The sequence below is a fragment of the Achromobacter sp. genome (assembly GCF_057314935.1).
Map to the genome: position 1 here is coordinate 5,681 of NZ_DBHKZA010000087.1, position 17,038 is coordinate 22,718.

The 17,038-nt window shown below is 67.6% G+C and carries 17 protein-coding genes and 1 pseudogene; 10 read left to right on the forward strand and 8 right to left on the reverse strand.

The genetic code is table 11. From position 1 onward, the window contains the following. The 3 genes from nrdD (ACO6D5_RS24955) to ACO6D5_RS24965 form a co-directional block, all read left to right on the forward strand. Positions 1-473 (forward strand): anaerobic ribonucleoside-triphosphate reductase (gene nrdD / locus ACO6D5_RS24955; protein ID WP_485826857.1); only part of this gene is annotated, 473 nt, incomplete at its 5' end. A gap of 52 nt (positions 474-525) precedes the next feature. Continuing rightward, entirely contained in the window at positions 526-711 is a 186-nt protein-coding gene (gene nrdD, locus ACO6D5_RS24960; RefSeq protein WP_088588230.1) for an anaerobic ribonucleoside-triphosphate reductase, read from the forward strand. After that, entirely contained in the window at positions 677-1,471 is a 795-nt protein-coding gene (locus ACO6D5_RS24965) for an anaerobic ribonucleoside-triphosphate reductase activating protein (protein ID WP_315529382.1), read from the forward strand. The genes nrdD (ACO6D5_RS24960) and ACO6D5_RS24965 overlap by 35 nt, the downstream gene beginning before the upstream one ends. Here ACO6D5_RS24965 and ACO6D5_RS24970 read toward each other — a convergent pair. Beyond that, entirely contained in the window at positions 1,462-2,880 is a 1,419-nt protein-coding gene (locus tag ACO6D5_RS24970) for an aminotransferase-like domain-containing protein (protein ID WP_485826858.1), read from the reverse strand. The genes ACO6D5_RS24965 and ACO6D5_RS24970 overlap by 10 nt on opposite strands. Positions 2,881-3,010: 130 nt before the next feature. Between ACO6D5_RS24970 and ACO6D5_RS24975 the strand changes: the two genes are divergently transcribed. From ACO6D5_RS24975 to ACO6D5_RS24985, 3 genes are all read left to right on the forward strand, one after another. Beyond that, positions 3,011-4,300 (forward strand): hydroxymethylglutaryl-CoA reductase, degradative, encoded by a 1,290-nt coding sequence (locus tag ACO6D5_RS24975; RefSeq protein WP_315529434.1) that lies wholly within the window; start codon positions 3,011-3,013, stop codon positions 4,298-4,300. A 79-nt stretch (positions 4,301-4,379) separates the two neighbouring features. Then, complete coding sequence (locus ACO6D5_RS24980; RefSeq protein WP_315529378.1) at positions 4,380-4,868, forward strand: hypothetical protein; 489 nt, start codon at positions 4,380-4,382, stop codon at positions 4,866-4,868. Beyond that, on the forward strand, positions 4,865-6,253 hold the full coding sequence (locus tag ACO6D5_RS24985) for a tripartite tricarboxylate transporter permease (protein ID WP_315529376.1): 1,389 nt from the start codon (positions 4,865-4,867) through the stop codon (positions 6,251-6,253). The genes ACO6D5_RS24980 and ACO6D5_RS24985 overlap by 4 nt, the downstream gene beginning before the upstream one ends. Positions 6,254-6,259: 6 nt before the next feature. On the opposite strand, the gene ACO6D5_RS24990 is transcribed toward ACO6D5_RS24985, so the two are convergent. The 5 genes from ACO6D5_RS24990 to ACO6D5_RS25010 all read right to left on the reverse strand — a co-directional run bounded on the left by ACO6D5_RS24990 (position 6,260) and on the right by ACO6D5_RS25010 (position 11,453). After that, positions 6,260-7,159 (reverse strand): SMP-30/gluconolactonase/LRE family protein, encoded by a 900-nt coding sequence (locus ACO6D5_RS24990; RefSeq protein WP_485826859.1) that lies wholly within the window; start codon positions 7,157-7,159, stop codon positions 6,260-6,262. A gap of 10 nt (positions 7,160-7,169) precedes the next feature. After that, a complete protein-coding gene (locus ACO6D5_RS24995) occupies positions 7,170-8,168 on the reverse strand; it encodes a Bug family tripartite tricarboxylate transporter substrate binding protein (RefSeq protein ID WP_485826860.1) in 999 nt (332 codons plus the stop codon). 34 nt (positions 8,169-8,202) lie between these two features. After that, a complete protein-coding gene (locus ACO6D5_RS25000) occupies positions 8,203-9,189 on the reverse strand; it encodes a tripartite tricarboxylate transporter substrate-binding protein (RefSeq protein ID WP_315529372.1) in 987 nt (328 codons plus the stop codon). Further along, positions 9,186-10,391 (reverse strand): CaiB/BaiF CoA transferase family protein, encoded by a 1,206-nt coding sequence (locus ACO6D5_RS25005; RefSeq protein ID WP_485826861.1) that lies wholly within the window; start codon positions 10,389-10,391, stop codon positions 9,186-9,188. Before ACO6D5_RS25005 ends, ACO6D5_RS25000 begins: the two co-directional genes overlap by 4 nt. A gap of 123 nt (positions 10,392-10,514) precedes the next feature. Beyond that, positions 10,515-11,453, reverse strand: coding sequence for a hydroxymethylglutaryl-CoA lyase (locus ACO6D5_RS25010; RefSeq protein ID WP_485826862.1), 939 nt, complete (start codon positions 11,451-11,453; stop codon positions 10,515-10,517). A gap of 188 nt (positions 11,454-11,641) precedes the next feature. On the opposite strand from ACO6D5_RS25010, the gene ACO6D5_RS25015 reads away from it, so the two are divergent. Next, positions 11,642-12,370, forward strand: a complete 729-nt coding sequence (locus tag ACO6D5_RS25015; protein WP_485826863.1) for an IclR family transcriptional regulator — start codon at positions 11,642-11,644, stop codon at positions 12,368-12,370. A 101-nt stretch (positions 12,371-12,471) separates the two neighbouring features. Continuing rightward, the gene (locus tag ACO6D5_RS25020) at positions 12,472-13,629 is read left to right on the forward strand and encodes an NAD(P)H-dependent flavin oxidoreductase (RefSeq protein WP_485826864.1); all 1,158 of its coding nucleotides are present in this window, start codon (positions 12,472-12,474) and stop codon (positions 13,627-13,629) included. Between the two features lie 25 nt (positions 13,630-13,654). Here ACO6D5_RS25020 and ACO6D5_RS25025 read toward each other — a convergent pair whose 3' ends face one another. Continuing rightward, positions 13,655-15,127, reverse strand: coding sequence for a sensor histidine kinase (locus tag ACO6D5_RS25025; RefSeq protein WP_485826865.1), 1,473 nt, complete (start codon positions 15,125-15,127; stop codon positions 13,655-13,657). Next, a complete protein-coding gene (locus ACO6D5_RS25030) occupies positions 15,124-15,852 on the reverse strand; it encodes a winged helix-turn-helix domain-containing protein (RefSeq protein WP_315529361.1) in 729 nt (242 codons plus the stop codon). The genes ACO6D5_RS25025 and ACO6D5_RS25030 overlap by 4 nt, the downstream gene beginning before the upstream one ends. 145 nt (positions 15,853-15,997) lie before the next feature. Here ACO6D5_RS25030 and ACO6D5_RS25035 point away from each other — a divergent pair, with 145 nt between their 5' ends. Together ACO6D5_RS25035 and ACO6D5_RS25040 are read left to right on the forward strand one after the other, a co-directional pair. Beyond that, complete coding sequence (locus ACO6D5_RS25035; protein WP_485826866.1) at positions 15,998-16,630, forward strand: cytochrome b/b6 domain-containing protein; 633 nt, start codon at positions 15,998-16,000, stop codon at positions 16,628-16,630. A gap of 10 nt (positions 16,631-16,640) precedes the next feature. Next, a pseudogene (locus ACO6D5_RS25040) lies at positions 16,641-17,038 on the forward strand (molybdopterin-binding protein); the annotation flags it as partial.

Here is a 17,038-nt window from a genome sequence, read left to right on the forward strand (position 1 = left end):
GCGTGCGCGACCGCATGACCGAATTCCAGGAGCAGACCGGCCACCTCTACAACCTAGAGGCTACACCCGCCGAAGGCACGACCTACCGCTTCGCGCGCGAAGACAGGAAGCGCTATCCCGACATCCTGCAGGCGGGGTCCGACGCCCAGCCCTACTACACCAATTCCAGCCAGTTGCCGGTGGGCCATACCGACGACCCGTTCCACGCGCTGCAACTGCAGGAAACGCTGCAAAGCAAGTACACGGGCGGCACCGTGCTGCATCTGTACATGAACGAAGCCGTATCGTCCGCCGAAGCATGCAAGCAGCTGGTGCGCCGCGCGCTGTCGAATTTCCGGCTGCCGTACATCACGGTCACCCCCACCTTCTCGATCTGCCCCAACCACGGCTATCTGGCCGGGCATCACGAGTTCTGCCCCAAGTGCGACGCCGAACTGTTGGCCAAGCAATCCGCGTGCTGCGCACCCGCCTAGCGCGCGACATCCCGCCGGGCGCAAGCCCGGCCTTCACCCCAAGGAGTCCTCGATGCAAACCTTGACCGTCCCCGCCCCCACCGCTGCGGCACCCGTCCTGCAACTGGACGACAGCCAGCGCGTGCGCTGCGAAGTCTGGACCCGAGTGATGGGCTACCACCGTCCCGTCTCTTCCTTCAACACCGGCAAACAAGGCGAATTCAATGAACGCCGCTTCTTCGTCGAGCAACGCGCCTGAAGGCGCGCCTCAACACGCTGAGCCTGGTACGCGCAGGCTGGCCGCAAGGCCGGCCTACGCGGCCCCGCCCCAACCCGTTGCCCAACCGCTGCCGCGGCATTCGCCCGCCATCGGCGGGCTGGTGCCCTTTTCCACCGTGGACTGGCCTGGCCAATTGGCCGCCGTCGTCTTCATCTCGGGCTGCCCCTGGCGCTGCCACTACTGCCACAACACCGAATTGCAAACCCGCGCCGCCCGGTACGACTGGCGCGAGACCCGCGCGTTCCTGGCGACGCGCACCGGCCTGCTGGACGCCGTGGTGTTCTCCGGCGGCGAACCGTTGAGCGAACCCCGGCTGCCCGCCCTGATCCGCGACGTGCGGCGCATGGGCTACCGGGTCGGCCTGCACACGGCGGGCATCTATCCCTTGCGCCTGGCCGACGTGCTGCGTCATCTGGATTGGGTCGGGCTGGACATCAAGGCCGATGCGCAGGGCTACGACGACATCACCGGGCGCCGCGATTCCCAGCGCCCCGCGCTGGCCTGCCTGACGCAACTGCTGTCCGCCGGCACGGATTTCGAATGCCGCATCACCTGGCATCCCGACTGGCTGGATGAAACGCGGCTGCAGGCGCTCGCCCGCGAATTGGCGCGGCGTGGGGTGCGCCGCTTTGCCGTGCAAGGCGCACGCAGTTCGCCCGGCACCCCGCCCGGCCGCGCGCTGAGCACGCAGGCGCAAGCCAGGATGGCCGAATGGTTTGCGGAATTCGCCTATCGCTGAGCCAACAACGCCGCCAGCGTCGCATGAAAGCGCGGCGATCCGATCGCCCCGACGTTGCAGCGCGACCAGGGGGACGTGGCCGTCGGGTCCACGCTGAACACGCGGCCTGGCGCCATGATGACCTTTTCGGGCATCAGGTCTGCCGCCAACGTCAGCGAATCGGACACGCCGGGAAACGCCGACCACAGGTAAAGCGAGCTGCTGGGCCGCGCAAAGACCTCCGCGCCCAGCGAATCCAGCACCTGCAGGGCATGGCCGGTGGCCGCCTCCAGGCGTTGCCGCAACCTGACCAGATGCCGCTCGTAGTGCCCGTCGCGCAGCATCACATCCACCATGCGCTCGCAATACTCCGAACTGCTGACGTGCACCAGGGCTTTCAGGTCGGCCAGGTCGCTGGCCAGGGCCGCGTTGCAAGCGATGAAGCCTACCCGCAGCGCCGCTGAAAACGATTTCGAGAAGCTCCCGATATAGATGGTGCGCTCCAACTGGTCCAGCGCCGACAGCCGGACGGCGGACGTGGGCTTGAAATCGGCCAGCGAGTCGTTTTCAACCACCATCACGTTGTACCGCTCGGACAGTTGCAGGACCTTATAGGCTTTGGCCAGCGAAATATCGGAACCGGTGGGGTTGTGCGCCAACGACTGCGTGAAGAACAGCCGGGGCTTTTCGCGCTGCAACAAGGCTTCCAGGGCCGCCACGTCCGGCCCGTCGGACAGGCGCGGCACGCCCAGCATGCGCACGCCGGCCAGCTTCAGCTTGCCGAACAGGGGGTAGTACCCGGGGTTATCCACCAGCACGGTCGCGCCCGGCGGCACGAAGTAGCGGATCACCAGGTCCATGGCTTCGTTCGCGCCGTGCGTCAGCACCAGTTGCCTGGGCGCCACGTTCACGCCCACATCGCCGAGTTTGCGCACCAGGCTTTCGCGCAGCGGCGCATAACCGAACCGGCTGCCATAGCGGAACAAGGCGCCCAGGCCCGTGCGCACGACCTTCTGGTGATAGCGGTCCATGCGCATGTCGGCCAGCCATTCCACGGGCGGAAAGCCGTCGCCCGCCTGCACGGCGTCGGGCTGCGTCTTGAGCTGCTCGCGCATCAGCCACACGATATCCATGGCGCGGCTCAACTGCCCGGGTTCCTCGTCTGCCGCCTTGCGCGCGAAATCGCCGTCCAGCACGAAGAAGCCGGCGCCCCGCCGCGGCTCCACCAGCCCCTGGGCCACCAGCATTTCAAAGGCCACGACCACCGTGTTCTTGGCGTAGCGGTGCAGTTGCGAGAGCTCACGCAATGACGGCAGCTTGTCGCCCGGCCGGTACACGCCGTCGGCGATCTGCTGGCCGATCAGCTTGGCCAGGCTTTCGGCGATAGGCGCGGCGCGCGGCCGCCTGCCCGGTTTGCTTGCCTCTTCCATGCATCGTTTTCCGCTAAATCCGGGCCTGAATTGGTGCAGTGCGATGGTACTGTTTGCCCAAACTGTACCTCTCAATAGCGGTACAGTTTACCTAGAATCAGGCCACTTGATTCTTATACGGAGACCTGCCATCGTGGCCGATTCACGCTTGCCCAACTTCCGCGCGCTGACCCCTGCGCAACGCCTGGCCGCGATTGCGGACGCCGCTACGCTGACCCCTGAAGAACAGCAGTTGCTGGCCCGTCCAGGCGCCCTCGGCCTGGACCGTGCAGACGGCATGATCGAAAACGTCATCGGCGCATTCGAACTGCCGCTGGGGGTGGCCGGCAATTTCCAGGTCAACGGCCGCGACGTGCTGGTGCCAATGGCGGTGGAAGAACCGTCCGTCGTGGCGGCGGCCTCTTTCATGGCGAAGCTTGCGCGCGAATGCGGCGGTTTCGAGACGTCCAGCAGCCGTCCGCTGATGCGCGCCCAGGTCCAGGTGCTGGGCCTGACGGACCCGCATGGCGCCCGGCTGGCTCTGCTGCGCGAACGCGAGCGCATCGTCACGCTGGCCAACAGCCGCGACAAGGTGCTGATCGGCCTGGGCGGCGGCTGCCAGGACCTGGAAGTCCATGTCTTTCCCGACACGCCGCGCGGCCCGATGATCGTGATGCACCTGATCGTGGACGTGCGCGACGCGATGGGCGCCAACACCGTCAACACCATGGCGGAGGCCGTGGCGCCGCTGGTGGAAGCGATTACCGGGGGCTCGGTGCGCCTGCGCATCCTGTCCAATCTGGCCGACCTGCGGCTGGCGCGCGCCCGCGTGCGCCTGACGCCACAGGCGCTGGACACCAAAGACCGCAGCGGCGCCGAGATCATCGAAGGGGTGCTGGACGCCTACACGTTCGCCGCCGTCGACCCCTACCGCGCCGCCACCCACAACAAGGGCATCATGAACGGCATCGACCCCGTCATCGTGGCCACCGGCAACGACTGGCGCGCGGTGGAGGCCGGCGCGCACGCCTATGCCGCCCGCTCGGGCCGCTACACGTCGCTGACGCAATGGGAAAAGGACACGTCCGGCGCGCTGGTCGGCACCATCGAAATGCCCATGCCCGTGGGCCTGGTGGGCGGCGCGACCAAGACGCATCCGCTGGCCAGGTTGGCGCTGAAGATCATGGACGTCAAATCAGCGCAGGAACTGGGCGAAGTGGCAGTCGCCGTCGGCCTGGCGCAGAACCTGGGCGCGTTGCGCGCGCTGGCCACCGAAGGCATCCAGCGCGGGCACATGGCGCTGCACGCCCGCAACATCGCATTGGTGGCCGGCGCCGTGGGCGCCGAGATCGATACCATCGCCAAGCGCATGGCGGCGGAGCAGGACGTCCGCACCGACCGCGCGCTGGCCTTGCTGGAGGAACTGCGGCAGTCGCGATAAGCCCGGCCGGCCCAGGCCCTATAAGAACAGAGGCGGCGCACGGCTTGGCCGGCGCCGCCCGACCACAACGGAGAGAGACATGGAAGCAAAATCCCCGGCGCCATCCTGGCGCCTGGCCGAGGTATGGAGCGACACCGTGGACCTGCGCCAACTGGCGTGGGCCATCGGCATCGGCATCACCATCAGCGTGGCGGGCTTCTACGCCGCCAGCCGGTGGCTGCGCGGCATCGTCGCGTCCCCGGAACTGGCGCACGCCTACGCCATGCTGGCGGGGCTGGCCGGCTGCGTGATTGCAGGCGTCATCTGCGCGCGCCTGTTCCCGCCCAAACGCGAAGTCATCGAGCACACCTCCACCCATGATCCGGCCTGGCGCGCCGAGGTGCTGGCCGAACTGGCCGAGCAGCCGGGCGGCCTGGGCACGCTGGCCGATCTTCCCGAGGCCGTCGTGCGCGAGCTGAAGGAACTTGACCTGTACGACCTGTTCACCGAGCCGCCGGCCGCCCCGGCGTCTGCCGCGCACGCCGCGCCCGCCCGCCCTCAAGGCGCATCCAAGGAGGCACTGGCATGAGCGATCCCGCCCTGCTTGAACAAATCATGGTGGCCGCCGCGATGGGGCTGCTGGGCGCGGTGGTGTTCGCCGCGATCGGCCTGGTGTCCGGCACCGACGAAACCACGACGCTGGCCCCTCTCACCTTGCTGGTGGTGCTGCTCGGCGTGCCGCCCGCTGGCGTGTTCACCTTCTTCCTGGCCGGCGCGGTGGCCAAGCACATGACGCACGCCGTGCCAACGGCCCTGCTGGGCATTCCTGGCGACACGCTGGCCACACCGCTGCTGCAGGACGCGAACATGTTGCGCAAGCTGGGCGTGCCGCACATCGCCCTGCGAAAAATGGTGTCCGGCGCCATCGTGGCCGCCTTTGTCGCCGTGCCGCTGGCCGTGCTGTTCGCCGTGCTGCTGGCGCCGTTCGGCGCCGCCATCACCAAGTCCGCGCCCTGGATCTTCCTGGCGGCGGCCGTACTGATCGCTTACTTCTCGGCGGGCCGCTGGGCCGCGGTAGCGCTGCTGGTGCCCTTCGTGGTCGTCATCATCGCGCTGCAAAGCCTGACGGCCAAGTACGGCGTCAAGCTGAGCATCAGCTATTTCCTGGGCATCGCCATCGGCCCGCTGATCGCGGATCTCTTCACGGTGATCTCGCCCATGGGCCGCGCGAAGATGATGCGCGAGAAGGTGCGCACCTTCTCGCTGGCGCCGGACGTCAAGGGCTGGTCGGGCTACTTCCCCAACCCCCTGAAGGTGATGGACCGCACGCAAACGCGCTGGACCCTGGCCACGGCGGCGATTTCCAGCGCCACCTTCGTGTTCAGCCCCGTCGCCATGACCGTGGTGCTGGGCGAACTGGTCGGCTCGCGCATCAAGCACGCCTACCATCGCCTGACCACGGTGCTGTCGGCGCGCAATGGCGTCACGGAGGCCACCTACATCGCCGAGGCGCTGATCCCGCTGATCGCGTTCGGCCTGCCGCTCAGCCCCGTTGCCGCAGGCCCTGCCGCCCCGCTCTTCAACGCCCCGCCGCGCTTCACGGTGGATGCCGCCACCGGCCAGACGCACAACCTGCACAACCTGCTGAACCATTGGGAATTCCTGGGCTACGGCATGCTGGCGGTGCTGTTGGCGGCGCTGGTGTCCTACCCCTTCGCGATGAACTTCGCGCGCCGCGCCGCGCTGTTCGTGTCGCGCAAGGTCAGCCACGAAGCCATCATCGCCACGTTCGTCGGCCTGATCATCGTGATCAGCATCTGGGAGGGCCAGTTCCTGGGCCTGCTGGTGATCCTGACGATGGGCCTGTTCGGCGGCCTGCTGTCGCGGCTGTTCGGCTTCAATACCGGCGTGCAGTTCATGGGGTATTACACCGCCGTGCTGTCGGTGCCGGCCATCGTGAAGCTGATGGCGTAATCCGCCTTAATCCGGCAGCGGCGCCTCCAGGATCGCCCCGGTAGCGGATTCCGTCATCACCACGGAACCGCCTCCGGGGCGTATCGCCACATTGGTGACGGTGCTGGCATCGATCGGGCTTTTCAGGAAGTGCGTGACCTCGCCCCGCGCATTCAGCACGAAGACACCGCCCAGGCTGGCGTGGGCCACCAGCAGCCGTCCATCCGGCGTCGTCGCCAGGCCGTCCGGCCCGCTGGTGCCGAAGAAGGTCCGGAACGCCCCCATCTTCGTGATCGACCCGTCCGGCATCACGGGCGCCCGCCAGACCTGGTTGGCCCGGGTCACCGCCACGAAGAGCACCTGTTCCGCGGCGTCCAGGGCGATGCCATTGGGGCTGGGCGCGTTCGCCAGCAGCAGGTCCAGACGACCTGCGCCGGCGTCGTAGCGGTAGACGCGGCCCTGTGGGTCGTGCAGGCCGGTCTGGCCCTGGTCCGTGAAGTACAGCCGGCCCGCGCGGTCGAAGACGAGGTCGTTCACGCCTTTGAAGGACTCGCTGTTGCGGTGCCCCAGCACCGTATCCACCTGGCCGCTCGCGATGTCGCAGCGCAGGATGCCCAGCCGGTAGTCCGCCACCCATAAGCTGCCGTCGCGATGCAGCGCCAGGCCATTGGGCCAGCCGCCGGTTTCGGCGACCGTGTGCCAGTCATGCATGCCGTCGACGCGCAGGATGCGCCCATGCGGGATATCCGTCACATAGAGCGCGCCCGCTGCGTCGAACACCGGCCCTTCCAGGAAGCAGTCGACGATATGGCCCGCCTTGTTGGCGTCGGCCCAGGCGCTGCGCTGCCTGCGGCGCAAGCCTTCGGGCAGGGCGGCGATGACGCGCGCCTCGATGACGACGGGCGGCGAGAAGTCCAGATTCCACATGGCGCTCCCCCTATTCCGGCTTGATGCCGACGCGTTTGCCCACGTCCGCCCACAGCGCGACCTGCTGCTGGACATAGCCCCCGAACTCGGCCACGGTCATCGACCGGTGCTGGGCGCCCTGGCGCGCCATGTTCTCGCGCATCGCGGGGTCGCTCATCACCTGGGACACCAGGCGATTCATCTTGTCCACGATCGCGGGCGGCGTGCCCTTGGGCGCGGCCAGCCCGAACCAGTTCAGCACCTGATAGGACGGCAGGCCCGCCTGGGCGAACGTCGGCACGTCGGGCAACGTCGCCAGGCGCGCATCGCCGCTGACGGCAAGCGCGCGCACCCGGCCGCCCTGCACCGGCGGAATCGCCGTGGGCGCCGCGGTGACCAGCACGTCGATCTGGCCCGCCATCACGTCCGCCAGCGCCGCGCCGGCGCCCCGGTATGGAATGTGCGTCAGCGAAATACCGGCTTCGCTCTTGAACATCTCGGCCGCCAGATGCGTCGAACTGGCCTGGCCGCCGGACCCGTAATTCAACTTGCCGGGATGGCTGCGCGCATAGGCGACAAGCTGCTCCATCGTCTTGAAGGGAGACTTCTCGGGCACCAGCAGCACCAGGGGCGTTTCGATGATCTCGCCGACGTGGATCAGGTCGTTCCGGTAATCCCACGGCAGCTTCGCGAACAGCAGCGGCAGCATCGTGTAAGTGGTGTCGGTCACCAGGAAGGTGCTGCCGTCGGGCGCCGACCGCACCACTTCCTGCGTGGCGATCGTGCCCGAGGCGCCGGTCTTGTTGTCGACGATGAACGTCTTGCCCGTCGCCTCGGACAGCTTCTGCGCGACCTGGCGCGCGGCGTAGTCCGTCGTGCCCCCAGGCGAGTACGGCACGACCAGCCGCACGGGCTTGTCGGGCCAGGCGGCCGCGTCCTCCGCGGCGACCCCCGGCAGGCTGGCCAGGCCGATCGCGGCGGCGGCCAACAAGCGGGGCATGGCGCGCCCGCGCGTGAAAATCGATGTCATGGTGATGTCTCCGTCTAACTTCTGGCTGGCCGCTTCAAGAGGCGGTCTGGATGTTGGCCTCGCGGATCAGGCGAGCCCATTTCTTCTGTTCCTGCAGGATGTATTGCTGCGCCGCGTCGGGCGTGCCGCCCATCGCGGTGCTGCCTTCGGCGGTGAAGAGCGCAACCGTGGCCGGATCGGCCAACACTTTCTCCACGACGCCGTTGACTGCCTGGATCACCTCGCGGGGCGTGCCGGCCGGCGCCACCAGCGCCTTCCAGTCCAGCGCCTCGAAGCCGTCGAAGCCGGATTCCGCCACCGTGGGCACATCGGGCAGGATCGGCAACCGCGCCCGCGCAGTCACGGCCAAGGGGCGCAGCACTTTGCCCTTGAGCATTTCCTGCGCGGCCTGCGGCGTGGCGAACATGTAGTCCGTGTTTTCACCCAGCAGGTCGTTCAGGGCCGGAGCGGCGCCGCGATACGGCACGTTCAACACCTCGAACTTCGCCTGGTACGCCAGCAGCTCGCCCGCCAGGTGGCCCACCGTGCCGGACCCTGCCAGGGCCTGCTTGATGGAACCCGGCGCGGCGCGCGCGTCGCGCACCAGATCCGCCAGCGTGTTCCAGCGCGCATTGGCTTTGACCACCAGCACCACGGGCAGCGATGCGATCAACGCGACCGCGGCGAAATCCTTGCCGGCGTCAAACGGCATCTTCGGCATCAGCGCCGGGTTGATGGCCAGATTGGAGGTCTGCCCCAAGCCCAGCATGAAGCCATCGGGCTTGGTCTTGGCGACATAGTCCAGGCCGATGTTGCCGCCGGCGCCCGGACGGTTCTCGACCACGACCGACCAGCCGGCCAGGCCCGTGATCTTGGCCGCGATGGCGCGCGCCACGGAATCCGTGCCGCCGCCCGGCGTGTAGGGAACAATCAGGCGGATCGGCCGGCCATCGGGGTAGCCGCCGGCGGTCTGCGCCCGCAATGGCAATGCGGCGGCGCAGAGGGCTGCGCCCAGGAATGCGCGTCGGGATAGAGCGATCATGAGGGTTTGTCTCCTTGTGTAATGTGCCTTGCCTTCAAGGCCGCGATTTCGTCGTCGCGATAGCCGGCGGCCCGCAAGAGCTCGTCGGTGTGTTCGCCCACGGCCGGTGGCTGCAGGCGGATGGGCGGCTGCACGCCGTCCAATGTCAGCGGGGCCAGCGGCACCCGGGTTTCGCGCCCGTCCGGCAACGTGACCGGCGCAAGCCCGCCCGTGGCCTTGAGGTGCGGATCGTCGAAGAGCTGCTCGGGCCGGGTGATGGGCGCGAACGGCAGCCCCTCCTGTTCGAACCGGGCCGCCAGCTCCGACGCGCGGTAGCCGGCCAGGTGCGAACGCAGCTGCGGCATCAGCCAATCGCGGGCCTGCACGCGGTCGTTGTTCGTCTTCAGGCGCGGGTCCGCCAGCCACTGCTCCAGGCCGAACGCGCGGCAGAAGATGTCCCATTGCTTGTCGCTGACGACCGCCAGGAACACCTGCTCGCCGTCTTTGACGGTGAAGACGTCGTACACGGCCCAGGCGGAAATGCGGCTGGGCATCGGCGCCGGGGCATTGCCCGTCATGGCGTGCTGCATCATGTGCTGGCCCACCAGGAAGACATTGTTTTCGAACAGCGAGGCCTGCACTTCCATGCCCACGCCGGTATGTTCGCGCTGGGCCAGCGCCGCCATCGCCCCCATCGCGCCGAACATGCCGCCCATGATGTCGTTGACGCTGGCGCCGGCGCGCAGCGGATCGCCGGGGCGGCCCGTCATGTAGGCCAGCCCGCCCATCATCTGCACCACCTCGTCCAGGGCGGTCCGGTTTTCGTACGGCCCCGGCAGGAACCCCTTGTGGCTGACATAGATCAACCGGGGGTTGCGCGCCTTCAGCGCGGCATATCCCAACCCCAGTTTTTCCATGACGCCGGCCTTGAAGTTCTCGCTGACCACGTCGGCCGTATCGATCAGGCGAAGCGCGGCCTCGATGCCTTCGGGCTGCTTCAGGTCCAGCGCGATGCTCTTCTTGTTGCGGTTGAACATGGGGAAGAAGCCCGCGCCCGAGCCCAGCAGCCGGCGCGTGGAATCGCCCCCCATCGGTTCGACCTTGATGACCTCGGCGCCCAGGTCCGCCAGCAGCATGCCGCAGGTGGGCCCCATCACCATGTGGGTGAACTCGATGACGCGGACGCCTTCATACGGCAGGCGGGACGGGGAACGGCTGGACATGTAGGGCACCTTCAAACGGAGAATGGGTCGACGCCATGCGGCAGGTTTCAGGCAAAGCGCCGCCCTGCGCGGCCGGCGCCTATGGCGCGCTGCCGCGTTGGCATCGCATCGGTAAAAGACGGGCTAGCGGGGCGGCGTGAAACCCTTGGGCAATCCGGCGTCAGGCGTCATGCCGTACAACGGCTCGCCCGGCAGGCCGGCGGCAAGCGGCGCGCGCGCCGCGACGATGCCCTCCAGCGAAATGCCGGTACGCACGCCCATCGCCTCGAACATGAACACCAGGTCTTCCGTGACGACGTTGCCCGACGCGCCGGGCGCATAGGGGCAGCCCCCCAAGCCGCCCAGCGAACTGTCGAACGTGCGCACGCCCTCGTCCCAGGCCGCCAGGCAATTGGCCAGCCCCAGTCCCCGGGTGTTGTGCATATGGGCCGCGCCGGCGCGCGACCCGATTTCGCTGCGCAAGCGCCGGAACAGGCGGCGCACCTGGGCCGGGTTGGCATAGCCCACGGTATCGGACAGGCCCGACTCGTCCGCGCCGGCCGCCACGCACATCGCCGCCAGCCGGATCACGTCGTCCTCCGGCACCAGGCCCTGCAGGGTGCAGCCGAACGCCGTTGCAATGCCGGCTTCCAGCTTGACGCCGGGCGCGATGGCGTCGCGCAGCTGTGCGATGGCGCGGACTTCTTCGACCATCTCTTCCGGCGTTTTGCGCACGTTGGCCAGCGAATGGGCACGGCTGGCGGAAACCGGCATCGTCAGCTTGTGCACGCCGGCGCGCAACGCGGCCTCAGCGCCGCGCAGATTGGGCACCAGCGCCATCACCGTCACGCCCGGATGCCGGACCGCATGGGCGACCACTTCTGCCGCATCGGCCATTTGCGGCAGCAACCGGGCCGGCACGAACGACGCCACTTCGATTTCGCGCACGCCGGCGGCGACCAGCGCGTCGATCCAGCGCAATTTGTCGGCCGTCGGCATGGTGGCCTTCACCGATTGCAGCCCGTCGCGCGGCCCGACTTCGCTGATCAGGACATCTGTGGGGTTTGGGGCGTCGTGCGCCATGCTTGCATCTCCAAATAATTCCATCTAATAGAATGATGTTCTTTAGAATAGAATTAAATGCGAACGGGAAATTGCTGTCAAGGGCGTTTTGCGCCGGATATCCCTCTGGGCCTATGCCTACAATGACGCCAATCGTTCTAAAGGATGGAATATGCCGACTGTTGTCCGCCGCAATGCCGGAGCTGGCCATGCCCCGTAAAGCCGTCACCGAATCCGTGGCGGACGCCGATGCCGCGGCAGGCGGCGTGGCCGCGGTCGACCGGGCGATAAGCCTGATGGCGGTCTTCACGCCCGCCGACCGGACCCTGTCGCTGGGGGAACTGGCCGAACGCACGCGGCTCTACAAAAGCACCGTGCTGCGCCTGCTGGCGTCGCTGGAACACGCGCAGTGGATCCGCCGCCTGGACGACGGCCGCTACGCGCTGGGCCCTGAAGTCGCCCGCCTGCACAGCATCTATTCCGCTTCGTTTTCACTGGAGCACGTGGTCATGCCGGTGCTGCGGGAACTGGTGGCCGTGACCGGCGAGAGCGCGGCCTATCACGTGCGCCAGGGCGATGCGCGCCTGTGCCTGTACCGCGTGGATTCCCCACATCCGGTGCGCGACCACATCCGGGCGGGCGATCTGCTGCCGCTGGAACGCGGCAGCGGCGGACGCGTGCTGACCGCCTATGACGACATCCTGGGCCGCGCCCCAGGGCCTGATCAGGCGCTGTACGCCCGCATCCGCCAAGACGGCTATTTCGCCGCGACGGGCGACCGGCTGAGCGAAGTGGCGGGCATTTCGGCCCCGGTTTTCCTGCTGTCGGGAGGCATCGCGGCCGCGGTGACGCTGACCGCCCCTGCCCACCGGTACAACCCGGACCACCTGACGCCCTTGCGGGAGGCCGCCCGCCGCCTGACAGGCCACGTCGGCTGACCGCAAGCGCGCTGCCATTGACCGGCGGCTTGATCGCGCGCAAGGCGACCCGTCATCCCTTGTTCTAGCCTCTGTCCACTTGACCAGAGGAAAGACTCAACATGACGTGGTTCAAATCACTCAAACTCGCCGGACGCGAATTGCTGCCCATCGTTCAGGGCGGCATGGGCGTCGGCGTGTCCGCTCACCGTCTGGCCGGCGCCGTTGCCGGCCAGAACGCGGTAGGCACCATCGCCAGCATCGATTTGCGCCATCACCACCCGGATCTGCTCGAAAAGACCGACAAATGCAATGACCGCGACGCCATCGACCGCGCCAACCTGGTCGCGCTGGACCGCGAAGTGCGCGCCGCGCTGGACACCGCGCAAGGGCGCGGCCTGGTCGCGGTGAACGTCATGAAGGCCGTGCGCGGCCACCCGGCGCTGGTGCGCCAGGCCTGCGAAAGCGGCGCGCAAGCCATCGTGATGGGCGCCGGGCTGCCCATGGACCTGCCCGAGATGACGGCCGACTTTCCCAAGGTTGCGCTGGTGCCGATCCTGTCGGAAGCGCGCGGCGTGGCCGTCGTGCTGAAAAAGTGGATGAAAAAGGGCAAGCTGGCCGACGCCGTGGTCATCGAACATCCGGGCCACGCTGGCGGGCACCTGGGCGCAGCACGTCTGGACGACATCCACGACGAGCGCTTCGATTTCCAGCGTGTGCTGACCGAATGCCACGCCCTGTTCGCCGAGCTGCAACTGGGCCAGGACGCGCCGCGCCTGATCGTCGCCGGCGGCGTGGGCAGCCATGACCAGGTACGCCACTGGCTTGCCAACGGCGCCGATGGCGTGCAGGTGGGCACCGCGTTCGCCGTCACCCGGGAAGGCGACGCGCACGAGAACTTCAAGCGCGTGCTGATGGACGCCGACCCGGCGGACCTTGCCGAATTCACCAGCGTGGCCGGCCTGCCTGCGCGCGCCGTGGCAACGCCATGGCTCACCCGCTACCTGCGCCAGGAAAAGACGCTGCAGGCCGGCACGCGCGCCGATCCGCGACGCTGCAGCCAACGCATGGATTGCCTGACGCAATGCGGACTGCGCGACGGCCTGTCGCGCTTCGGCCAGTTCTGCATCGACCTGAAGCTGGCGGCGGCGCTACGCGGCGAGGTCAGCCGCGGCCTGTTCTTCCGCGGCGCGTCCAAGCTGCCGTTCGGCGGCGCCATGCGGTCGGTGCGCGAATTGATGGACTATCTGCTGCACGGGCAAATGCCCGCCGCCGCCTGACGGGGCGCCTTGGGGCCTGCCGGCCCTAACGCGCTGCCGACAGTTCGAACTGGAACACCGCGCCGTGCTCGGCGCGTTCCACCAGCCGGATCTCGCTCTGGTGCAGTTGCAGAATGCGCTGCACGATCACCAGCCCCAGGCCGCCCGCGTCGCGCGGCCCGCGGTTCAGGGCAGACGCCCGCGTAAAGAGGCCGGCGCGCAGCTCGGGCGGAATGCCCTTGCCCGAATCGCTGACCTGCACCTGCACCCGGCTTTGCGCCACGCCCAGTTGCAATTCGATCCGGCCGCCTGGCGGGCTATGGCGAATGGCGTTGTCCAGCAGATTCGTCAGGACCCGTTCAATCAACCCCAGGTCCGCACGCACCAGCGGCAATGCCTGAGGGATGTCGGTGGTCAACTGCTGCTGGCGCGCTTCGGCGGCCAGTTCGAATTTCTGCAAGACGTCCTGCACCAGTTCCGGCAACGAAAACGTCTCGGGTTCCAGCCGCACCAGACCGGATTCCAGCCGCGCCAGTTCGAACAGTTCCTGGGCCAGCCGGCCCACCTTGCGGCTTTGCGCCAGCGCAATATCCAGATAACGGCGGCGTTCGCCGGCATCCAGGGTGTCGTCCTTCAGGCGCAACGTTTCCAGATAACCATGCAGCGAGGTGAGCGGCGTGCGCAGATCGTGCGAGATGTTGGCGACCAGATCGCGGCGCTGCTGGTCCTGACGCGTCAATTCGCGCCATTGATCGGAGATGCGCCGGCCCATCTGCACAAAGCTGCGCCGCAGCACCGATATCTCGTCGCCGCTGCGGTCCGATGCGTCGCCCGGACGCTCCAGCGCGGCCAGCGCCTGGCCGTCGTCGCCGTCAAACGCCCGCACGGCCCGGGTCAGGCCGCGCAGCGGCCGCGTGATCAAGGCAAACGCCGTCAGGCCCGCCACCAGCCCCAGCAGGGCCACCAGCGCGATCGACCACAGCGTGGTGCGCAAGACCGAGCTGCGCGACACGGACATCGCCAGCGCATCGTGCGCCTGGCCTTGCAGCACCACGTAGACGTAACCCTTGTCTTGCCCGGCCACCCGTACCGGCGCCGCGCTGAACACCTTCTGCACGCCGGCATTGCGCGGGTCGTCGCCCACGATGGGCAGCATGCCGCCCTCCAGCAGGCGCTTGACCGGCCCAAGGTCCACGTGGTCGCGCTTGATCTGGCCGGCGGGCGCCGCGTCGCCGACGATGCGGCCGTCGTTGGACAGCAAGTAGACCTCTACCGCGGGGTTGACCGCCATCAGCATGTCGAACAGCGAACGCACCGCGTCCGGCTTCCACCCATTGGTGTCCATCAGTTCCGTCGTGCCGGCGATATGCTGCGCCAGCCCGCTGGACAAGCGCTGCACGACCTCCTGTTCATAGCGGGAATTGGCCGCGATCTGCAGCCAGGCCGACGCGCCGCAGCAGGCCAGCAACAGCAGCGCAAAAACGGCGGACAAGCGTTGGGTAAGCGTGAAGCGCTTCATGATGCGCCTCCCGTTGCGCCGGGCGCCGCCGCGAACTTGTAGCCCCTGCCCCAGACGGTCAGGATGCGCTGCGGGTTGGAGGGGTCGGACTCGATCTTGGTGCGCAGCCGGTTGATATGCGTGTTCACGGTGTGCTCGTAGCCTTCGTGCTGATACCCCCACACCTGGTTCAGCAGGTCCATCCGCGAGAAGACCTTGTCGGGATGACGGACGAAGAAGTGCAGCAGGTCGAACTCGCGCGGCGTCAGGTCCAGCCGGCGCTCGTCGACATCCACGGTGCGCGAGATCGGATCGATGGAAACACCGTGCACCGCCAGGCTGCCGGCATCGATGCGGGCATTGCGTTCAACGGCGTCGCTGCGGCGCAGCAGCGCCCGCACCCGCGCCACCAGTTCCAGCATGGAAAACGGCTTGGCCAGGTAGTCGTCGGCGCCCAGCTCCAGGCCCAGGATGCGGTGCACTTCGCTGGACCGGGCGCTGGTGATGATGATCGGGGTGTAGCGCGCCATGGCGCGGGCCCGCTTGCAGATCTCAAGCCCGTCGATGCCGGGCAGCATCAGATCCAGGACCAGCGCGTCCCAACTGCCCTCTTCCAGCCGCCGCATGCCTTCGTTGCCGTCGGCGGCATGTTCGACCGCATAGCCCTCGTCGCGCAGGTGCAGGCGCAGCAATTCGGCGATGTGGGCGTCGTCTTCAACTATCAGCACGCGTCGGGGCGTATCCATATGGGGGCTCGGGCCAGTTCAGTACCGCCATTGTCGCCAATCCGCAGGCCGGGAGTTATCACAAATATTTTAAGTTTGCGTGAGGACTCCGATATCGGCTCCGGGGAAGAATGGCTCCAACGACAGAACGCCCCGGAGACCCGCCATGTTGGCAAGCCCCGCAAGTCACGATACACCGGCCGCCCCCCGCCCGCCCGGCGTCATCCATCCCGGCTGGCTGCGGACGATGCATTGGATCAATGCGCTGGCCGTGGTGATCATGGTGACGAGCGGCTGGCGCGTCTATAACGCCGCCCCGTTCTTCGACTTCACCTTCCCCAATGGCATCACCCTGGGCGGCTGGCTGGGCGGCGCCCTGCAATGGCACTTCGCCGGCATGTGGCTGCTGTTCGCCAACGGCCTGCTGTATCTGGCGCTGAACGTGGCCACCGGCCGCCTCTGGCGCAAGTTCTTTCCCCTCAGCCCCCGTGGCGTAGCCGCCGACCTGGGCGCCGCGTTGCGCGGCAGGCTCGCCCACGACGACCTGCGCCATTACAACCAGGTGCAGAAGCTGGCGTACCTGTTCGTCATGGCCGACATCGTGGTGCTGGTGCTGTCCGGGTTGGTGCTGTGGAAATCGGTGCAGTTCGATGGGCTGCGCGACTTGCTGGGCGGCTATGAATTCGCGCGCCGCATCCATTTCTTCGCCATGGCGCTGCTGGTGGCGTTCGTGGCGGTCCATCTGGTGATGGTGGCGCTGGTTCCGCGCAGCCTCGTCGCCATGATCCGCGGCAAATAAGGAGCGCTCCGTGAGCCAGAAAAGACGCTTGTCGCTGTTGGGCCTGGACGGCCCGGCCATCCTGAAAGAAGCCAAGAACCTGCTGGCCAGGCGGGTCGAGCAGCCATCGCGCCGCACGTTCCTGCGCAACAGCCTGACGCTTGGCGGGTTGGCGATGCTCTCGGGCTGCTCGCTGTCGGACGACGAGAACGTGGAAAAGGCGCTGGCCACCGTATCCCGCTTCAACGACCGTGTGCAAGGCTGGATCTTCGACCCCAACAAGCTCGCGCCGACCTACCCCGAATCGATGATCACCCGGCCGTTCCCGTTCAACGCGTACTACGGCATCGACGAGGTCCGCCAGGTCGAGGAGGAGTCGTTCCGCCTGGAAGTCACCGGCATGGTGGCCGACAAGCGCCAGTGGCGGCT